The following is a 14,521-nucleotide window of genomic DNA, read 5'->3' as shown; positions in this document are numbered from 1 at the left end:
CCGGCAACGGTAAAGCGTTCAATCGCGGGGTAGCGAGTCCGATCACAAAGTTTTATTTGCGGGCAATCTGCTCGGCAAGCAGTGCCAGGCTTCTGAGCTGCTGCGCCAGATCCTCGCGTTCGGCCTGCTTAGGGTTGCGCCGTGCGCTGGAATGACGGGTAACCAGCGTCACCGGCAGCTGAACCTGCCGGCACGCTTCGCCCCCGGAAGGCGCCAGCAGCCACTCCACGCTGCGTTCGCCCGCCTCGCGAAACGCCTGACGAATGGTCGTCAGCGGCGGGGAAAACCAGGCGCTGTCGGCCGTATCGTCAAACCCTACCACCGAAAGCTGGCCAGGGATCGCGATCCCTTTTTCCGCGCAGGCGCGCATCACCCCGAGCGCCATCTGATCGTTCGCCACCAGAAGCGCGTCCGGTAATGCCGCCCCCGACAGCAGCACGTGTCCCTTCTCATAACCGCTGGCCGCGCTCCAGTCACCGTAGGCCACAGCCGTCGCGTTAAGACCCGCCTGCGCCAGCGTCGCTTTCCAGCCCGCCAGGCGCGCCCGCGCAGAGACCGAGCTTTCCGGCCCGCTCAGCAGGGCAATGCGCTGATGCCCCAGCGAAAGCAGATGCTCAACGCCCAGACGCGCCCCCTGCTCCGCGTTAAACACGAGGCTGTTTACCCGCGCTGAGGGCGCCACATCGAGGAACAGCACCGGGACGGGCGACGCCAGCGCCCCGAGCTCTTCGGCGTGCGGATCGTCAAGCGGCACATTCACCAGCAGCGCGTCCACCCGCTGTGCCAGCAGCGCCTGAAGCGCGGCCTGACACTGCTGGGGTTGCTCCACCATGGAGATAAGGACGCTCGCCCCCTGTTCCGCCGCACGCGATTTGACTGCCGACACAATTTGCGAAGGCGCGTGCAGGGCCAGGTCGGTGGTGATGAGGCCCAGCGTACGGGTGCGTTTCCCCGCCAGCTGCTGCGCCCGAAGGTTAGGAACGTAGTGCAGCTCCGCCATCGCCTGCTGCACCTTTTCTCGCGTGCGGGCAGACACATGTTCCGCGTCGTTAATGACGCGGGAAACGGTCTGATAAGAAACCCCCGCAAGGAGGGCGACATCATAGAGAGTGATTGCTTTCATGCTTTCTGGCATCGCGATTTTCGAAGCGTCTATTCTGGCACAGCGACGCCGTTAAAACATGTGAGCGCTTCGCAAAATTAAACAACCCGCTCCGGCTGGCGTATTTCCGCAATGCGTGGCTTCTGGCGGAACCAGGGCAGGCAGAGCTGGATAAGCGGGCCAATGGTCAGTGCATACAGTACGGTTCCCACCCCAAACGTGCCGCCAAGCACGCACCCAATCAGCAGAACGGACACCTCAATTGAGGTACGCACGCTGCGAATGGACCAACCCAGTCGGGCGTGAATGCCGGTCATCAGGCCGTCGCGCGGGCCTGGCCCGAAACCGGCCCCGATGTACATGCTGGTCGCAATCGCATTCATCACGATGCCCGACACCAGGAAAGCAATTCGAACGGGTAACGAATCCAGCTCCGGGATAAGCGCCATGCTGGCGTCCGCCGCCAGACCGATACAAATCACGTTGCTGATCGTGCCAAGCCCCGGCATCTGGCGCAGCGGGATCCACAGCAGCAGCACCGCAGCGCCGACTAAAATGATCACCGTCCCGATAGTCATCCCCAGCTGCATCCCCACCCCGAGGTGAAAAACATCCCAGGGATCGACCCCCAAATCGGAACGAATAAACATTGCGGTGGAAAGGCCATACAGTCCTAAACCGACATAGAGTTGTAGCAGACGACGTACCATTTTTATCTTCTCCAGTGAACCAGGCTTTCATCCTGACCTAAAATGGCACTATGATTAATGTCCAGTTTTCAAATAGTGGACTGCATATGTCATCACGTCGCTTCGGAAGCCAGTCTCTGGTACGCCTTTTAGGCCACTGGCAGCAAGCCTCATCCCGCACCCCGCTCTGGCGACAGCTGGCCGACGCGCTGCGTTTGTTAATTCTTGATGGGCGTCTGGCACTGAATACGCGGCTGCCGGGCGAGCGTGAGCTGGCCACGGCGCTGGACGTGAGCCGAACCACCATCAGCAGCGCGCTCGCCCACCTGCGTGAAGAGGGGTACCTTGAAAGCCGCCACGGCAGCGGGTCACGGGTCATTCTCCCTGACACGCGCGCCGTTCCCACCCTTTCCGCGGCGAGCGCCGCACTGGATCTCTCCACTGCCGCCCTGAATGCCGGGCCGGAGATCCATCAGGCTTATGCCCATGCGCTCACGGCCATTACCCCGCATCTCTCGCTGACGGGCTACGATCAGCTGGGGCTACCGACGCTGCGGGAGGCCATCGCTGCGCGCTATACCGCGCGGGGTCTTCCCACCCGCGCAGACGAAGTGATGGTGGTCAATGGCGCCGTCAGCGGCTTTGCGCTGATACTGCGGATGATGACCGGGCCGGGGGACCGCGTCGTGGTCGATCACCCCACCTATCCGCTGGCAATTGCCGCCATTCAGGGGGCGCAGTGTCGGCCAGTCGGGGTGTCGCTGCCGGAAACCGGCTGGGATACGGATGGCTTTGCCGCAACGCTTGCCCAAACGGCGCCGCGCCTGGCCTACCTGATGCCAGATTTTCATAATCCGACCGGGCGCTGTATGGATATCGCCACCCGTCAGGCCATCACGGATATTGCAGCCCAAACCCGCACGGCGCTGGTGGTGGATGAAACGATGGTGGATCTCTGGTTTGATGCGCCTCCCCCGCCACCGCTGGCCGCCTTTAACCCGCAGGCCACCGTCATCACCTTAGGCTCTGCCGGAAAAAGCTTCTGGGGCGGGCTGCGTCTCGGCTGGATCCGCGCATCATCGCGCATCATCGCCACCCTTGCCCAGACGCGGGATACTCTGGATTTAGGCTCGCCGCTGCTCGAACAGCTGGCAATGCAGTGGCTTATTAACAACAGCGAGACGTTTCTGCCCGCACGCCGGAAGATGCTGGCGGAACGGCGCGATCGATGCGGTGACCTGCTGCGCGAACATTTCCCGGAGTGGAAATTCCACGAGGCGGAAGGCGGGCTATCTTACTGGATAGAGCTCCCGGGCATGCTGGCGACACAGCTTGCCGCGCGGGCAGAAATAATCGGGATTAACCTGGGAACCGGGACGCGATTTGGTTTATCGGGGGCGTTTGACCGCTATTTACGTATGCCCTTCTCGCTGGAATCGACAGAGCTTGAGCAGGCGTTGCTGAGGATCAAACCGTTATGGCTCGCCCTGAATAAAAACGTGCCATCGTTAAAACGCAGCGTGATCTGATATTTAAATATTTGAAGCAGATCATAAAATAAAAACTGCTGACTGTAATATATGCAGTCAGCAGTTTTCACTGGTCAGGGTTTAATGCTGAGGAGGAATAGGAAAGCCTTTTAGTGAAATAACGAAGTTATCACCGTCTTTCTTTATTTTTGCACCGGTATCACACCAGTCAGACGCAATACGAAAGAACTCATCGCTTCCAACATTCCAGCCAAGACGTACATGCTTCACGTAGCCTGAACGCAACAGATCGCAGGCCTCGTTGTAGTCACTGGCGGTTGACAGTTGTTGTTTCATTTTCTCTTCTTCAGAAGTTTACGTAGAGCCTTGATTTCTTTAGGAGTAAAAGGAGAAACACTCTCTTCTTCCGTATGCTGATTATCAATATCCTCTTCCGATACTCCCGCCTCTTCTACTGCTTCGAACGCCAGCAGCAGCAGTTTCTCTGTCGTCACGCTTAAATTCTCGTTATTGACTTCCGCATAGTGGCGAAGTCTTTCTTTTAGCGCGTCATCAATCTTAACGTTTAATACCGCTGTAGCCATGTTTGTCACTTCCCTTCGGAATAAGTACTTTATTTAATACACGAACTTAACAATGTTATCCAGATATATATTTTTTTGAGTTATGGAACAAAATAACCGTCCGATTATAAAATGACAGTCTATTATTACAGGTTTATGACAATAATATTTCAGTGCAATGAAATATATATTACACGATACAGGCGTAGTTTTATTGTGGAGTAATGCTTTGAGGGAGAGATGAAGCTGAAGAATCTTACGAGGCCACAAATGGGTGGGGGCCCTGCCAGCTACATCCCGGCACACACGTCGTCTGCCCTGGCTGCTTCCTTCCGGACCTGACCTGGTGAACAGAGTAGCGTTGCGGGAGAACCAACAGAGCCCCCATTGAGAGCGTTGATAACCAACGCGCTGGCGCATTATCCCTGTGCTAAAGCCCAATTGCAAGCGACCAGCAACCGGATGCTGGTTTCTTGCGCAAACAGGCGCAGCAATCATGAAGATCTTCGTTTACCATAGCTTTCCAGAAACTCCCCACAGGTAAAGGTATGGACGAACACGACTCCTTTCCACAGCGCGTATGGCAAATCGTGGCCTCAATCCCGGAAGGCTACGTCACCACCTATGGTGATGTCGCGCGTCTGGCCGGTTCCCCGCGCGCGGCGCGACAGGTTGGAGGCGTCCTGAAACGGCTGCCGGAAGGCAGCACGCTGCCCTGGCATCGGGTGGTGAACCGTCATGGCGCCATTTCACTCACCGGGCCGGATCTTCAGCGTCAGCGTCAGGCGTTACTTTCAGAGGGTGTGCAGGTGTCAGGGTCGGGTCAGATCGATTTGCAGAAGTTTCGCTGGGTATATTGACCCCTCTCCCGGAGGAGAGGGGAAATGCAGAAATTACATCTGAGTCGGTGGAGTTGGCAGAGACGGCTGATTGGTCTGCGGTGCGACCGGCACTTCGGTCTGCTGCACCGGCACCAGGTTCAGGTCGATTTTTGTCCCACCGTTGTTGATCGCTTCCTGGACCGTATCGGTGATAAAGACCAGCTTGCCGTTGATGGTTACCGCTGCGCTCAGCAGGATACGGGCGTTAGGCTGCACGTCCGACGGGTTATACGGCAACACGAAGCTAAACGGCGCCTGCTTACCTTCAGTACGAACGGCGCGCTGGGCAACGACTTTCGACGGCGCGTCGGCCAGAGAAGCATCAGACAGCGTTACGGTTAATACCGCATCCGGCGGCAACGCCACTTTCTGTTTAATCCAGATGGTACCGGAAACATTAGGCTGCTGAATGGATTGCTGTGAAAGGGTATTAATCCCGTTCGGGTCGGCTGCTGGTACTGGCACTTGGGCGCTTTTACCGGCACAGGCGGACAACGCCACCGCAATAGCTACACCACTTAGCATGGGCACGAGTTTCATTGAAGTCTCCTTATCAATGCACCAGCGGGATCGATCCCATCCGATGTCGTTTCAATCACATAACGTATTCAAGTGTGGCACAGATCACCGATTTATGCCTGAAAACGTGCCGATATTCAGATTATTCTACCCATCGGACCACTTTCATTTCTGCGTTATACTCTGCCTATCTTTCGCTACGGCGTTTATTGAGGACAACTATGAGTCAGGCACTGAACAATCTGCTGACATTACTGAATCTGGAAAAAATTGAGGAAGGACTCTTTCGCGGACAGAGCGAAGATCTCGGCTTACGCCAGGTCTTCGGGGGGCAAGTCGTTGGACAAGCTCTGTACGCAGCAAAGGAGACTGTCCCGGCAGACCGTCTGGTGCATTCGTTCCACAGCTACTTCTTACGCCCTGGCGATAGCGCAAAACCGATTGTGTATGACGTTGAAGTCCTGCGAGACGGCAACAGCTTCAGCGCACGCCGCGTAGCGGCCATTCAAAACGGCAAGCCGATCTTTTACATGACCGCCTCTTTCCAGGCGCCGGAACCCGGCTACGAACATCAAAAAGTGATGCCCCCGGCTCCGTCGCCCGACTCTTTAAAATCAGAGACGGATATCGCCCGCGCGCTGGCGCATCTGCTTCCGCCGCAGGTCAAAGAGAAGTTTCTCTGCGATAAGCCGCTGGAGATCCGCCCGGTTGAGTTCCACAACCCGATGAAAGGCCATACCGCCGAACCGAAGCGCCAGGTCTGGATCCGTGCCAACGGGACCGTGCCGGAAGATTTCCGCGTGCATCAGTATCTGCTCGGCTATGCGTCAGATTTCAACTTCCTGCCGGTGGCGCTGCAGCCGCACGGGGTTGGTTTCCTGGAAAAAGGGATGCAGGTCGCGACGATCGATCACTCCATGTGGTTCCACCGCCCGTTCAACATGAATGAGTGGCTGCTTTACAGCGTGGAGAGTACGTCAGCGTCGAGCGCGCGCGGGTTTGTGCGCGGGGAATTTTATACTCAGGACGGCGTGCTGGTCGCGTCTACGGTGCAGGAAGGGGTGATGCGTAATCGCGGGTGATTGTGTGCGGCCTGATGCCCTCACCCTGACCCTCTCCCACGGGGAGAGGGAATACACATTAAAAACGGCAACCGAAGTTGCCGTTTTGCTTTTGCCTTGTGCGGCCTGATGCCCTCACCCTGACCCTCTTTCCCAAGGGGAGAGGGGATACACATTAAAAACGGCAACCAAAGGTTGCCGTTTTGCTGTTTATCAGGCGTTATACGCATTCTCGCCGTGGCTGTTGACGTCCAGACCTTCGCGCTCCTGCTCTTCCGGTACGCGCAGACCCACCGTTATATCCGCCAGCTTATAGCCAATGAAGGCCACAACGGCAGACCAGACAACGGTGATTGCAATACTTTCCAGCTGCACCAGCACCTGATGAACCATGGTCACGCCTTCTGCGTAGCCCACGCCACCGAGCGATTTCGCGGCGAAGATACCGGTCATGATACAACCCACGATACCGCACACGCCGTGGACACCAAACACATCGCATGGGTCGTCAACGCGCAGCACACGTTTCAGTGCGGTCACGCCCCACAGACCCGCCAGACCGGACACCAGACCGACCAGCAGCGCGCCACCCACGCCGACATAACCACACGCTGGCGTAATGCCAACCAGACCGGCAATGGCACCCGAGCAGGCACCCAGCAGTGACGGTTTACCGCGTACCGCCCACTCGCCAAACACCCAGGAGAGGATTGCACCCGCCGTGGCCACAACGGTGTTCACGAAGGCCAGCGCGGCGATTTCGTTTGCTGCACTTGCCGAGCCGGCGTTGAAGCCAAACCAGCCAAAGTAGAGGATAGCCGTACCGGTAAACACCATCGGCAGGTTGTGCGGTTTGAACGCTTCTTTACCGAAGCCCACGCGTTTGCCAATCAGGTAGGCACCCACCAGACCCGCTACCGCGGCGTTGATGTGTACAACAGTACCGCCCGCGAAGTCCAGCGCGCCGTGCGTTGCCAGCAGACCGCCACCCCAGACCATGTGCGCAATCGGCACATAGGAGAGCGTCATCCAGACCACCACGAAGATCAGCACGGCAGAGAAACGAATACGCTCGGCGAGCGCGCCCACAATCAGCCCGACGGTAATACAGGCGAAGGAGCCCTGGAACGCAACGTGGATGTACTGATAGAAACTGCCCATCAGCGCGGTCAGCTCAATATTTTTCAGCATCACCCAGTCGAAGTTACCAAAGAACGCGTTGCCCGTACCGAACGCCAGCGAGTAACCGTAAACCACCCACAGCACGCAGACCAGTGCGAACGTCACGGCAACCTGCGTCAGCATGGAGAGAACGTTTTTGCCACGGATCAGGCCGCCGTAGAACAGCGCAATGCCCGGAATTGACATGAACAGCACCAGCGCGGTGCTGATCATCATAAAGGCGTTATCGGCTTTGTCGACCACCGCAGGGGTAGCAGCCAGCGCCAGGCCCGGCAGCAGCGCCAGCGAACCCAGACCCGTTTTAAGTGTTGCTATCTTCATTTTCTCGATCCCTATCACTGTGTGCCAGGCGTTATTTACAATGCCGCTTCGTCAGATTCGCCGGTACGGATGCGAATGACGCGCTGCAGTTCGGCAACGAAAATTTTGCCGTCGCCAATTTTGCCGGTATAGGCCGCTTTGCTAATGACATCAATGACTTCATCAAGCTGATCGTCAGCAATCGCGACATCAATTTTTACTTTTGGCAGAAAGTTAACGCTGTATTCCGCCCCGCGATAAAGCTCGGCATGACCCTTCTGACGACCAAAGCCTTTCACTTCGGTGACAGTCAGTCCCTGAATACCCATTGAAGACAACGCTTCACGCACGTCTTCGAGTTTGAATGGTTTGATTACAACCGTAACCAGCTTCATAGATCCCCTCCAGTCAGAATTCGGTAATGGCCGCAGCTTACGCAGAAGGTATTGCAAGGGGTGTGCCAGAAATGAAAACGAGGGGGAACGGCGGCGCACAGAGCATTACGCGGCCGTAATAAACGAACAGGTGAAAAAAAACGCACCATGCCGGTGCAGGGTGCGTTTCAGTTTTGCACCAACAGGAATGACTGTTAGCGCGTCGCCTCATTTTGGTGCATCAGGCGCTAAGCGACTCTTCATCACGCACGCTGGCCGCCAGCTCTTCGCCCGCCAGCTGCAGCTGGTACATCTGCCAGTAGCGCCCTTTGGCTTCCAGCAGTTCACGGTGCGTACCGCGTTCAACGGCCTGTCCGCGATGTAACACCAGAATGGTATCGGCATCGACGATGGTGGAAAGACGGTGGGCAATCACCACCAGCGTCGTATGGTCGCGTACGGCGGCCAGCGCCTGCTGAATGGCCTGTTCGGTGCCGGAGTCAATACTGGCCGTCGCTTCATCCAGAATCAGTATCTGCGGCGTTTCAATCAGCACCCGCGCCAGCGCCAGGAGCTGCTTTTGCCCGACGGAGAGATTGTTCCCCTGCTCGCCCAGTTTGGTATTGATCCCATCGCTAAACCCGCGCGCCAGCTCTGCCAGCTGCACTTTTTCCAGCACGTCCCAGACCTGCTCCTGGGAGTAGTCTCGCCCCAGGGTCACGTTGGCGTAGAAGGTATCGGCCAGCACGACCGGATCCTGCTGCACCATCGCGACGCCTTTACGCAACACGGTGTGGCTGAGAGACGCGAGCGGGCGCCCATCGAGGCGGATTTCGCCGTGCGTGACCGGGTAATAGCCCATCAACAGGCTGGCAAGCGTGCTCTTACCGCTGCCGGTATGCCCTACCAGCGCCACGAAACCGCGCGACGGAACGTCGAGCGTGATGTCCTGCAGCACCAGCCGGTCTTCGCGATAGGCAAACGAGACGTTATCAAAGGCGATACTACCGCTTTGCAGAGGACGCTCGTCATTGCCGTAGGCCTGGCGCGGCCTGTCCATCAGCTCAAACACGCGCTCACCGGCGACCACCGCCTGCTGCAGCATCGATTGCTGGGTGGTAAGCTCGATCAACGGCTCGTTAAGACGCCCGAGATAGCTGATAAAGGCGTACAGCACGCCCACTTCAATCGTACCGTTTGAGCTCAGCCCGAAGAGCATCAGCAGCCCGCAAAGCACCAGCGCCGAGAAAAGGCTCAGCAGCGGACGCAGCAGGAAACCATCAAGCCGCAGCGTCTGCATACGCGCCATGTAGTGCGAACGGCTGGCTTCCCCCATGCGTTCGCCAAAGCGCGCCTGCTGGCGGAACTGCTGGATGACGCTCATGCCGTTGATCACTTCGTTGAAGCCATCGTTAATGTCGGCCAGATACGCGCGCACCCGACGCACGATCGGCGTGCTGTAGCGCTGGTAAATGACCATGACAATCAGCACCGCCGGGAAGATGGTGATCGCCACCAGCGCCATGCGCCAGTCGAGGCTGAACATCGCCACCAGCATCGCGCCAATCAGCGCCGCGCTGCGTAACACCGTCGCGACCACGGTAACGTACAGATCGCGGATCACCTCGGTATCGTTGGTCACGCGCGAAATCACCTGCCCGACCGGCTGGATGTCAAACTCGCTGAGCGGCTGGCGAAGCGCCGCGTCCATCACATCCGTACGCAGCTGCTGAACGACGCCCACGGCTGCGCGGTTAAACAGCAGCGACTGCGCATAGTGCAGCCCTGCCGCCGCCAGCTGCAGGCCAACGTAGGCCACGCCTAAACCCGCCACCAGCCCCAGCGGAAGGTAGCTTTTGGCGACCATGTTGTCGATAAAATAGCTGATGAGCAGCGGACCGCTCACTTCAGCAATCGCCGCAATCCAGAGTAGAAGCACGGCCACGGAGAGCGGTTTACGCCACGGCGAGCCGTAGGCCAGCAGACGTTTGAGCGTCGGCCACATCGTTCCGATCTTACGCATTGGCGGCCTCCTCATCCTGCTCCGGCGCATCGTCCAGTGCCGCCTCAAGCTGTTGATAGCGGTACATATCGCGATACCAGCCCGGCTGCTCGGCAAGCGTTTCATGCTGCCCGCGCTGGGCAATGTGCCCGTGCTGTAAGACCACAATTTCGCTGGCTTCGGTGAGCGCCGACAAGCGGTGGGCGCTGATAATCACCGTGCGTCCGTCGCCCCACTGGCGCAGGTTATGCAGAATTTGATGCTCGGTACGGCCGTCCACGGCGGAAAGCGCATCATCCAGGATCAGAATTTCAGCATTCAGCAGCAGCGCGCGGGCAATCGAGATACGCTGCTTTTGCCCGCCGGACAGCATGACGCCGCGTTCCCCGACTTCCGTTTCGTACCCCTGCGGCAGACGCAAAATATCATCATGAACGCTGGCCAGACGCGCCACATGTTCAATCTCTTCCTGCGTCGCCCCGGGGCGTCCCAGGGCAATGTTGTTTGCCACGGTGTCCGAAAATAAAAACGGCGTCTGGCTGACGACCGCCAGGCGACCGCGCCACTCGTCCAGCTGCAGTCTGGTCAGGGGAATATCGTGGAAGCGGATATCGCCCTCGGTGACGTCAAAGTGGCGCTGAAGCAGAGAGAGCACGGTACTTTTGCCGGATCCCGTCGGGCCGCAGATCCCCAGCATTTGCCCTGGCTGCAGGGTAAAGCTGACGTTCTCCAGCACCGGATGCTCCGTATGCGGATAGACAAACTTGCGGACGTCGACGGTCATGACGCCGCGCCCTTCCGGTACGGCTTCACTGCCGTCGATGACCACCGGCGCTTCGGCCAGCATGGCGCGAATGCGGCTGTAGGCGGCGCTGCCGCGCTCCACGATGTTAAACATCCAGGCCAGCGCCAGCATCGGCCAGATCATGAGACCCAGATACATCGCAAAGCTGGTCAATTGCCCCAGAGTAAGCGTGCCCTGCACCACCATCCAGCTTCCGCCGCCAATGGCCAGCATATTTGCCATGCCGATTGCGATATAAATCGTCGGGTCAAAACGGGCGTCGATACGCGCGACGCGCATGTTTTTCGCCCCCGTGTCTGCCGCATCGGCGGCAAACAGCGCAGACTGACGGTCTTCCAGACCAAACGCTTTGATCATGCGGATGCTGGTCATGCTCTCCTGGGTGCGATCGTTCAGAGACGAAAACGCCGCCTGCGCCAGCTTGAAGCGCTCGTGCAGCTGTTCGCCATAGCGATTGATCGCCAGCGCCATGATCGGCATCGGCAGCAGGGCGAGCAGGGTCAGCTGCCAGCTGATCTGCGTGGACATCACGATCAGCACCGCACAGCCCATCACCAGCGAGTCCACCAGCGTCAGCACTCCTTCCCCGGCGGCAAAGACCACGCGATCGACGTCGTTCGTCGCGCGGGCGATGAGATCCCCGGTGCGATGACGAAGATAAAATTCGGGATGCTGTCGGCTCAGCTGGCGGTAAAAATCTTCACGTAGCTCAACGGCCAGCTGATAGGACGCACCAAACAGCAGCACGCGCCAGACGTAGCGCAGCAGATAAACAATGACCGCCGTCAGCACCAGCGTGCCGACCCACATCAACACCCGTGCGGTGGTGTAATGCTGCTCGGTGACGCCATCCACGACGTACCCCACCACTTTCGGCGGGATCAGCTGCAGGATGGCAATAATAATAAGCAGGGCGACTGCACCGAGGTAGCGTTGCCACTCCCGACGAAAGTACCAGCTTAGTTGGGCAAATAATCGCACGCGGTTTGTTCCTGAAGGTATTTTACGAAGTTATTCAATGGGTAATGCTGTGGTGTATTTAATCTGTTCCATGGCAAAGCTTGAGGTGACGTCCGACAAACCCGGAACGCTGTTCACCAGCCGCTTGTAGAAATCATCATAGCGCTTCATGTCGGCCACCTGGACGCGCATCAGGTAATCATACTCTCCGGCCATACGCCAGAAACCGAGCACCTCGGGCATCTCAGACACCTGAGTGACGAAGCGGCAATACCACTCGCTGCTGTGATGCTGGGTTTTTATCAGCACAAATGCCGTCAGCCCAAGCCCCAGTTTTTCGGGATCTAACAACGCGACGCGCCCCAGAAGAATGCCGTCATCTTCCAGCTTCTTAAGCCGCTTCCAGCACGGGGTGGTGGTCAGATTAACGGCATCTGCCAGCGCCTGCAAAGAGAGGGTACAGTCATTTTGCAGCAATGAAAGGAGCTTGCGGTCAATTTTATCTAGCATACCCACCTCACAGAGAAAATTTTTCTCTCTTCATTCTATTTTAAAGGCCAGATAGCAACAATTTTTTCTGTGCTTTTCGCTATCCTAGGCACAAAATGACAAACGGATAACGATGATGAATAGCACCTGGGTTAAACATGCGATCAGCGAAATCAATGCCGACTATCAGCGCTCGGCGGATACGCACCTGATTCGCCTTTCCCTGCCGGGATTTGACGGCATTCAGCTCTATCTGAAAGATGAAAGCACCCATCCCACCGGTAGCCTGAAGCATCGCCTGGCGCGCTCGCTGTTTTTATACGGTTTATGTAACGGCTGGATTAAAGAAGGCACCACTATTATTGAATCTTCGTCCGGTTCAACGGCGGTGTCCGAAGCCTATTTCGCCCGCCTGCTGGGCCTGCCGTTTATCGCGGTGATGCCGTCCTGCACCGCAAAACGCAAAATCGAACAGATCGAATTTTACGGCGGACGCTGCCACTTTGTGGAAAGCGCCTGCGAAATCTACGCCGCCTCCGAAATGCTGGCCCGTGAGCTGAACGGTCACTATATGGACCAGTTCACCTTCGCCGAGCGCGCGACCGACTGGCGCGGCAATAACAACATTGCCGACAGTATTTTCCGCCAGATGACCCACGAACCGCATCCGGTTCCGTCCTGTATCGTCATGAGCGCCGGTACCGGCGGCACGTCAGCCACGATTGGACGCTACATCCGCTGTCAGGGATACGATACCCAACTGATGGTGGTTGACCCGCAGAACTCCGTGTTCCTCGACTACTGGCAAAACCGCAATGCGGAGCTGCGCAGCCCGGTGGGCAGTAAAATTGAAGGGATTGGCCGCCCGCGCGTGGAGCCCTCTTTCATCCCCGACGTCGTGGATGAGATGATGCGCGTGCCGGATGCCGCAAGCGTGGCAACGGCGCACTGGCTGGAAACGCAGCTGGGGCGCAAAGTGGGCGCATCGACGGGCACAAATATGTGGGGTGCACTGCAGCTTGCCGCCCGTATGCGCGAAGAGGGCCGTACCGGTTCCATCGTCACGCTGCTGTGCGACAGCGGCGAACGCTACCTTGAAACTTACTACAACGCGGAGTGGGTGCAGGCCAACATCGGCGATATCGCTCCGTGGAAAGCGCAGATTGCAGAACTGGTGAAATAAAAAAAGCCAGACCGAAGTCTGGCTTGCTGGAAGGGTCTCACTATTCGGGGGAATACGGGAGATTGTTGTTGTCCAGCCAATGCGTCAAAAAATGGGACACTGCTTCATTGCGGCAGTGGCCAATAACCGGCAGATGGGGAAGTTCTGCTTTCAGCTGCGCCATCGCATTCCCCATGATCAGACCGCGACCAACGCTACCCAGCATTTCGCGGTCGTTCATGGCGTCACCAAACGCCATACACTCCTGCAGCGTTAAGCCCAGGTGGTCGCTGAGTACCGCCAGAGCGGAGCCTTTGTTACAACCCACCGGCAGCACTTCCAGACAATCCACCGCCGAGAAGGTCAAGTGCGCCCGGTTGCCCAGCGCCTCATTCAGCTGAATCCGTAAGCGACACAGATCGTCATGATCGCCGCAGAAGCAGATCTTGGTTACCGCATGAGCGGGGATCCGACGCAGATCGATAAGCTGATATTTGAAACCGCTGTATACATGCGCGTGCAGCAGTTCAGGAATTTCACGTCCGGTAAACCAGCCCCGATCGTTAAAGACGTGGATACTGGCCTGCGTGTCCCAGGTGCTGTGCAGCACGATGTCCGCCACTTCCGGGTTGAGATCCTGCCGGTGCAGCACATCGCCTTCTACGGAGTGAATTCGCGTCCCGTTGCCGGTGATTAGAAAGGCGTCGAGGGAAAACGCGCCCAGCAAATGGCGCATCTCCAGCACATGGCGGCCAGTGGCAAACGTCAGGGTGACATCACGCTCGCGCAGGCGCTTCAGCGTGTTCAGGGTTTTTTCCCCTAAACGGTGATCCGGCATTAACAGCGTACCGTCCATATCAAATGCAGCGAGCCGAGCCATGATTACTCCCGAAATGTGATGCGGTTAACTTGTGCAACAGTATCGTGTGAGATATACGGAAG

General features: G+C 57.6%; 14 protein-coding genes, 1 other RNA gene and 1 pseudogene. 4 read left to right on the top strand and 12 right to left on the bottom strand.

Features of this window, described 5'->3' with window-relative positions; genetic code table 11:
* Positions 1-52: 52 nt before the first annotated feature.
* Positions 53-1,123: a LacI family DNA-binding transcriptional regulator gene (locus tag LBF07_RS16380; RefSeq protein ID WP_094934749.1), complete on the bottom strand. Its 1,071-nt coding sequence runs from the start codon at positions 1,121-1,123 to the stop codon at positions 53-55.
* Between the two features lie 77 nt (positions 1,124-1,200).
* On the bottom strand, positions 1,201-1,812 hold the full coding sequence (locus LBF07_RS16375) for a YitT family protein (RefSeq protein ID WP_094934750.1): 612 nt from the start codon (positions 1,810-1,812) through the stop codon (positions 1,201-1,203).
* Between the two features lie 86 nt (positions 1,813-1,898).
* Here LBF07_RS16375 and LBF07_RS16370 point away from each other — a divergent pair, with 86 nt between their 5' ends.
* A complete protein-coding gene (locus LBF07_RS16370) occupies positions 1,899-3,320 on the top strand; it encodes a PLP-dependent aminotransferase family protein (protein ID WP_094934751.1) in 1,422 nt (473 codons plus the stop codon).
* Between the two features lie 81 nt (positions 3,321-3,401).
* Here the strand turns inward: LBF07_RS16370 and LBF07_RS16365 are convergent, their stop codons facing one another.
* The 3 genes from LBF07_RS16365 to ffs all read right to left on the bottom strand — a co-directional run bounded on the left by LBF07_RS16365 (position 3,402) and on the right by ffs (position 4,222).
* Positions 3,402-3,617: a hypothetical protein gene (locus LBF07_RS16365; RefSeq protein WP_023310588.1), complete on the bottom strand. Its 216-nt coding sequence runs from the start codon at positions 3,615-3,617 to the stop codon at positions 3,402-3,404.
* Positions 3,614-3,865 (bottom strand): hypothetical protein, encoded by a 252-nt coding sequence (locus LBF07_RS16360; RefSeq protein WP_023310587.1) that lies wholly within the window; start codon positions 3,863-3,865, stop codon positions 3,614-3,616. The genes LBF07_RS16365 and LBF07_RS16360 overlap by 4 nt, the downstream gene beginning before the upstream one ends.
* A 260-nt stretch (positions 3,866-4,125) precedes the next feature.
* An RNA gene (gene ffs / locus LBF07_RS16355) (signal recognition particle sRNA small type) lies at positions 4,126-4,222 on the bottom strand.
* Between the two features lie 84 nt (positions 4,223-4,306).
* Here ffs and LBF07_RS16350 point away from each other — a divergent pair.
* Positions 4,307-4,704: pseudogene (locus LBF07_RS16350) on the top strand (MGMT family protein).
* Between the two features lie 33 nt (positions 4,705-4,737).
* Here LBF07_RS16350 and LBF07_RS16345 read toward each other — a convergent pair.
* Positions 4,738-5,265 (bottom strand): YbaY family lipoprotein, encoded by a 528-nt coding sequence (locus tag LBF07_RS16345; protein ID WP_008503301.1) that lies wholly within the window; start codon positions 5,263-5,265, stop codon positions 4,738-4,740.
* Between the two features lie 200 nt (positions 5,266-5,465).
* Between LBF07_RS16345 and tesB the strand changes: the two genes are divergently transcribed.
* The gene (gene tesB / locus LBF07_RS16340) at positions 5,466-6,326 is read left to right on the top strand and encodes an acyl-CoA thioesterase II (protein WP_023334719.1); all 861 of its coding nucleotides are present in this window, start codon (positions 5,466-5,468) and stop codon (positions 6,324-6,326) included.
* 192 nt (positions 6,327-6,518) lie between these two features.
* Here the strand turns inward: tesB and amtB are convergent, their stop codons facing one another.
* From amtB to LBF07_RS16315, 5 genes are all read right to left on the bottom strand, one after another.
* Entirely contained in the window at positions 6,519-7,808 is a 1,290-nt protein-coding gene (gene amtB / locus LBF07_RS16335) for an ammonium transporter AmtB (protein ID WP_094934752.1), read from the bottom strand.
* A 35-nt stretch (positions 7,809-7,843) separates the two neighbouring features.
* On the bottom strand, positions 7,844-8,182 hold the full coding sequence (gene glnK / locus LBF07_RS16330; RefSeq protein ID WP_008503304.1) for a P-II family nitrogen regulator: 339 nt from the start codon (positions 8,180-8,182) through the stop codon (positions 7,844-7,846).
* 220 nt (positions 8,183-8,402) lie between these two features.
* Positions 8,403-10,184 carry a SmdB family multidrug efflux ABC transporter permease/ATP-binding protein gene (locus tag LBF07_RS16325; RefSeq protein WP_094934753.1) on the bottom strand — a complete coding sequence of 594 codons (1,782 nt, stop codon included), beginning with the start codon at positions 10,182-10,184 and terminating at the stop codon, positions 8,403-8,405.
* Positions 10,177-11,949, bottom strand: coding sequence for a SmdA family multidrug ABC transporter permease/ATP-binding protein (locus LBF07_RS16320; protein WP_094934754.1), 1,773 nt, complete (start codon positions 11,947-11,949; stop codon positions 10,177-10,179). Before LBF07_RS16320 ends, LBF07_RS16325 begins: the two co-directional genes overlap by 8 nt.
* 30 nt (positions 11,950-11,979) lie before the next feature.
* On the bottom strand, positions 11,980-12,438 hold the full coding sequence (locus tag LBF07_RS16315; protein WP_023310581.1) for an Lrp/AsnC family transcriptional regulator: 459 nt from the start codon (positions 12,436-12,438) through the stop codon (positions 11,980-11,982).
* 112 nt (positions 12,439-12,550) lie between these two features.
* Between LBF07_RS16315 and LBF07_RS16310 the strand changes: the two genes are divergently transcribed.
* Positions 12,551-13,600 carry a PLP-dependent cysteine synthase family protein gene (locus LBF07_RS16310; RefSeq protein WP_219773467.1) on the top strand — a complete coding sequence of 350 codons (1,050 nt, stop codon included), beginning with the start codon at positions 12,551-12,553 and terminating at the stop codon, positions 13,598-13,600.
* 40 nt (positions 13,601-13,640) lie between these two features.
* Here the strand turns inward: LBF07_RS16310 and cof are convergent, their stop codons facing one another.
* Positions 13,641-14,459, bottom strand: coding sequence for an HMP-PP phosphatase (gene cof, locus LBF07_RS16305; protein ID WP_094934755.1), 819 nt, complete (start codon positions 14,457-14,459; stop codon positions 13,641-13,643).
* Between the last annotated feature and the right edge of the window lie 62 nt (positions 14,460-14,521).

Origin of the sequence: Enterobacter cloacae complex sp. ECL352 (assembly GCF_020149545.1) — a bacterium.
GTDB classification, from domain to species: Bacteria; Pseudomonadota; Gammaproteobacteria; order Enterobacterales; family Enterobacteriaceae; genus Enterobacter; species Enterobacter asburiae_B.
Note: the sequence above shows the minus strand (reverse complement) of the source record. Positions and strands in the feature narration are given on the sequence as shown.